This window comes from Peptoniphilus indolicus ATCC 29427 (assembly GCF_000227315.1).
Taxonomy (GTDB): Bacteria; Bacillota; Clostridia; order Tissierellales; family Peptoniphilaceae; genus Peptoniphilus; species Peptoniphilus indolicus.
In genome coordinates this window covers 111901-116457 of sequence record NZ_JH165064.1, presented here as the reverse complement: position 1 = coordinate 116457, position 4557 = coordinate 111901, and the positions used below count along the sequence as shown (strand labels likewise).

Annotated in this window: 5 protein-coding genes and 1 pseudogene; all 6 read left to right on the top strand. The window is 32.1% G+C overall.

The window, feature by feature from the left end; genetic code table 11:
- Nucleotides 1–56: 56 nt before the first annotated feature.
- The 6 genes and pseudogenes from HMPREF9129_RS12475 (at nucleotide 57) to HMPREF9129_RS08105 (ending at nucleotide 4491) form a co-directional block, all read left to right on the top strand.
- Entirely contained in the window at nucleotides 57–557 is a 501-nt protein-coding gene (locus tag HMPREF9129_RS12475) for a cysteine desulfurase family protein (RefSeq protein ID WP_004822404.1), read from the top strand.
- Nucleotides 554–1201, top strand: coding sequence for a cysteine desulfurase family protein (locus HMPREF9129_RS12470; RefSeq protein WP_306424727.1), 648 nt, complete (start codon nucleotides 554–556; stop codon nucleotides 1199–1201). Before HMPREF9129_RS12475 ends, HMPREF9129_RS12470 begins: the two co-directional genes overlap by 4 nt.
- A pseudogene (gene thiI, locus HMPREF9129_RS08120) lies at nucleotides 1202–2370 on the top strand (tRNA uracil 4-sulfurtransferase ThiI).
- Nucleotides 2371–2374: 4 nt separating this feature from the next.
- Nucleotides 2375–2929: a LemA family protein gene (locus HMPREF9129_RS08115; RefSeq protein ID WP_004822400.1), complete on the top strand. Its 555-nt coding sequence runs from the start codon at nucleotides 2375–2377 to the stop codon at nucleotides 2927–2929.
- Between the two features lie 11 nt (nucleotides 2930–2940).
- Nucleotides 2941–3741: a TPM domain-containing protein gene (locus HMPREF9129_RS08110; protein ID WP_004822399.1), complete on the top strand. Its 801-nt coding sequence runs from the start codon at nucleotides 2941–2943 to the stop codon at nucleotides 3739–3741.
- A 72-nt stretch (nucleotides 3742–3813) separates the two neighbouring features.
- Nucleotides 3814–4491 (top strand): DNA alkylation repair protein, encoded by a 678-nt coding sequence (locus tag HMPREF9129_RS08105; protein WP_040552875.1) that lies wholly within the window; start codon nucleotides 3814–3816, stop codon nucleotides 4489–4491.
- Nucleotides 4492–4557 lie beyond the last annotated feature (66 nt).

Sequence of the window (4557 nt, the reverse complement as noted above, 5' to 3'; positions counted from 1 at the left end):
ATTACTTTCTTTATAGAATATAATAATATAAGATAAAATTTATAGGAAGTGTATTTATGATATATTTAGACAACTGTGCTACTACAAAGCCAAGAGATGAAGTAATAGAGACAATGGTCAGCGCGCTTAGAGAGGGATATGCAAACCCTTCAAGCCTTCATAGTTTTGGATTAAAAATTGAAAAAGAAATAAGTACGGCCAGAAAGAAAATTGCGGATTCATTCGGAGCAGATGAAAATGAAATTTACTTTACATCAGGCGGGACTGAAAGTAGCAATATAGCTATACAAGGTTTTATAAAAAAGAATATAAAAAGACATAAAAAAGTCATCACTACGAAACTTGAACACTCTTCAGTTTTGTTTCAACTTAGAAAGATGAAAGAGTTGGGAATTGAGCTTGTTGAAGTTGGCGTTGATGTAAATGGAATAGTAGATGAAACTGAACTGTTAAATGCTATTGATGAAGATACTTTTTTAGTCAGTTTATTTCATGTAAATAATGAGATTGGCTCTGTTAATCCTGTAAAAGAATTGATTTCTAAAATTAAAAAATAAATAGACAAATTTTTGTTCACGTTGATGGAGTTCAAGCGGTTGGAAAGTTAGAAGTAAATCTTCACGATATAGGTTGTGATAGCTATTCAATCTCTGCACATAAAATCTATGGTCCAAAGGGAATAGGTGCACTTTATTTGAAAAATGGCATTAAGATTGACCCTATGGTAATAGGCGGTGGACAAGAAAGTGGTATGAGAAGTGGTACGGAAAATGTACCAGGCATATTGGGATTTGGCGTTGCGGCTGAAATGGTTGTAAAGAATTTCAAAAGAGAGCAAGAGTCTATAAAAGCTTGTAGAGATAGACTTATAGATAGACTGAATGAAATTGAAGATGTAAAGATAAACTCAACAGACAAAGGCGTAAATAACATATTGTCTGTATCAGTTTTGAATACAAGAGGGGAAGTTCTCCTACATTCTTTAGAAAGAGATCAAATATATATTTCAGTAGCTTCAGCGTGTACTTCAAACGGTACTGGGAGAAGTCATGTATTAGAAGCTATAAAATTGGAGCCTAAATATATTGAAGGAACGGTTAGAATATGTTTTTCAAAAGATAATACATTGGAAGAAATAGATGAATTTTTTGAAAAGTTTAAAGAGTATGTAAATGAATTAAGAGAAATAATGGTGAGATAAATGGAAAAATTGATAAGCTTGTCCTTGGGCGAAGTTATGCTAAAGGGAGATAATAGAAAGACTTTTATAAATAAAATAATAGGTCAGGTAAAGAAGCTAACTAAGAATTTTCAAAACGTGTCTGTGTATAGAGATTTTGGAAAGATATATATAAATTGTAATGAAGAAGACATAGATGAGATAATAAAAAAGTAAAAAATATCTTTGGTATAGTCTATATAACACCAACTTGGAAGATAGACAGAAATATGGAAGACTTTGAAAAAGCTGTTTTAGCTGTTGCGAATGACCAAGCTGAAAAAGGGTATAAGACTTTTAAAGCCAAAGCTAAAAGGTCTGATAAGAGATTTGAAACTAAATCGGCAGATTTAAATTTAATGATAGGTGGAATAGTTTTAAAGAACACAGATTACAAAGTTGATGTTCACAATCCGGACTTTTATATATATTGTGATGTAAAAGAGTCAATATATTTATATTCACACAGATATAAGGGGACAGGTGGACTGCCAATTGGAACAAATGGAAGAGGACTACTATTGTTGTCAGGGGGTATAGATTCTCCAGTTGCAGGATATATGATGGCAAAGAGAGGAGTTTGTGTGGACGCAGTTCATTTCCATTCATATCCTTTCACATCAGAAAGAGCAGAAGAAAAAGTTCAAAAACTTGCTAAAATATTGGGACAATATACTGGAACTATTAGAATGTATTCATGTAATCTTTTAAATATACAAAAGGCAATAAATAAAAATTGTCCTGAAGATGAGATGACAATCTTATCACGTAGATTTATGATGAGAATTGCTGAAGAAATTTCTAAAAAGTATGAGTATGATTCCATAATAACAGGAGAAAATTTAGGACAAGTTGCATCTCAGACAATAGGTGGATTAAACGTTACAAATGCTATACCGGATAGAGTTGTCTTCAGACCTCTTATAGGAATGGACAAGGTAGATATAATAGAAATATCTGAAAGCATAGGAACTTATGAAACGTCCATAATGCCATTTGAAGACTGTTGTAGTGTGTTTTTACCAAAACATCCTAAGCTAAGACCTACACGCAAAGGAATAGAAAAATCAGAATCAAAGCTTCAAATTGAAGAACTTGTTCAAGAAGCGATGAGTGAATTAGAAATAATCACGATAAAACAGGAGGACTGATTAGATGAAAAAAATAGTTGGAATATTAATTTTGTTAGTAGTTGTAATAGCAGCAATGGCAATACCTAAATATAACAAATTAGTTAAACTTGATAATGATGTTGACTCGGCATTTTCTCAAGTTCAAGTTGTAGTAAAGAGAAGGGCTGACTTAATACCTAATTTAGTAAATACAGTTAAGGGATATGCAAAACACGAGCAAGAAACTTTTGAAAAAGTAATTCAAGCAAGAAACACAGTTAATGAAGCTCGTACACCAGCCGAACTTTCTAAAGCAGAACAAAATTTAACTTCAGCGATAGGAGATATAAATGTGGTTGTTGAAGCTTATCCTGAACTAAAAGCAGATAAAAACTTTTTAAATCTTCAAGCACAATTAGAAGGAACAGAAAACAGAATTGCAGTGGAAAGACAAAGATACAATGGAGCTGTAAAAGAATTTAACTTAACAGTTAGACAATTCCCAATGAATTTGTTTGCAGGAATGTTGGGATTCTCTCAAAAAGATTATTTTGAAGCAGCACCTGCAGAACAAAACGCTCCTGAAGTTTCATTTTAAGAGGTGAGCAAGTGAAAAGAAAAGTTGGAGTGAAAGTTTTACTCTTTATTCTTTTCTTGGCTATTGGTGTATTTACAGATAATGTAATTGCACGTAGTGAAATACCTAAAGCCAGTCAGTTTAATGGGTATGTGTATGATGAAGTTGGAGTTTTAAGTGAAGACAATATAAGATATATAAACTATATCAATCAAGATTTACAAGAAAAAACAGGTGGTCAAATACCTGTGGTAATAGTAAATAGTCTTGGTGATAATGACATTGAAGAGTATGCAGTAGAGTTATTTAGTCAACTTAAAATAGGAGACAAAGATAAGAAGAATGGCACTTTGATGTTATTGGCAGTAAAAGACAAAAAAGTTAGAATAGAAACGGGATATGGCTCGGAAGGATTTGTACCTGATATATATGCAAGACAAATTATAGAGCTAATGAAATCAAAAGGTGGCTATGAGAGTGGGCTTATAGAAGGGTTTAATCAATTAATAGCTTACTATGAACAAGAATATAACGTTAAAATTTCAAGTGCCAATAGACCACAACAGAGAGTTCAAGAAGATGGTATTAACATAGAAGATATTATAAGAATAATTATAATAGTGATGGTTATAACATCAATGTTCTCAGGTGGCGGAAGAAATGGCAGACGACGCAGAAGAGATATAGATATTTTCTTCCCACCATATTTTGGACCGTTTGGCGGTTCAGGAGGTTTTGGTGGTTTTGGAGGCGGAAGCTCATCTGGTGGATTCGGAGGATTCAGAGGTGGCGGAGGCTCTTCAGGCGGCGGAGGCTCCAGTGGAAGCTGGTAAAATTGAATTGAAACAAAAGACAGTGAGAAAAATCTTACTGTCTTTTTGAATGATGACAAAAAGGAGAAAGCTATGAATATAGTAAATGAATTATTTAAATTGCAAGATTTAAAGTATGCTGAGTTTCAAAGTAAATTGGTGCCGACAGTAGAACGAGAACTTTTTATAGGGGTTAGAGTTCCAGAGCTTCGTAAATTTGCTAAAGAATTGGTAAAGAAAAATACATATTTAGATTTTTTAGATGATTTGCCACATAAGTACTATGATGAAAATATGTTACATAGCCTAATATTATCTGAGTTAAAAGATTATGAAATGTGTGTAGAATTAATAGAAAAGTTTTTAAAACATATAGATAATTGGGCTGTGTGTGATATTTTATCTCCGAAAAATTTTAAGAAAAATAAAATGAGCTTAATCGAAAAAATAAAATTGTGGGCAGCTTCAGATGATACATACACTTGTAGATTTGGAATAGGTATGTTGATGTCACATTATTTAGATGAAGATTTTGAAGTGGAGTATTTAGAAATTATAAGTAGAATTCATTCTGAAGAGTACTATGTGAATATGATGATAGCGTGGTTTTTTGCAACTGCATTGGCAAAAAGATGGGATGAGACAATCGTATATATTGAAGATAAAAAATTGGATAGCTGGGTGCATAACAAAACTATACAAAAAGCTTGTGAGAGTTTAAGGATAACAAAAGAGCAGAAAGACTATTTAAGACTATTAAAAATTAAATAATAAATATGGATTGAAATTTCTTAGGTAATAAATTTAAACGATATAGAATATGAGTAAAAATTTTTT

What these genes read in the sequence shown, in the direction of transcription:
- HMPREF9129_RS08105 (WP_040552875.1), top strand. Translation starts at nt 3,814, where the DNA reads ATGAATATAGTAAATGAATTATTTAAATTGCAAGATTTAAAGTATGCT.
- HMPREF9129_RS12475 (WP_004822404.1), top strand. Translation starts at nt 57, where the DNA reads ATGATATATTTAGACAACTGTGCTACTACAAAGCCAAGAGATGAAGTA.
- HMPREF9129_RS08115 (WP_004822400.1), top strand. Translation starts at nt 2,375, where the DNA reads ATGAAAAAAATAGTTGGAATATTAATTTTGTTAGTAGTTGTAATAGCA.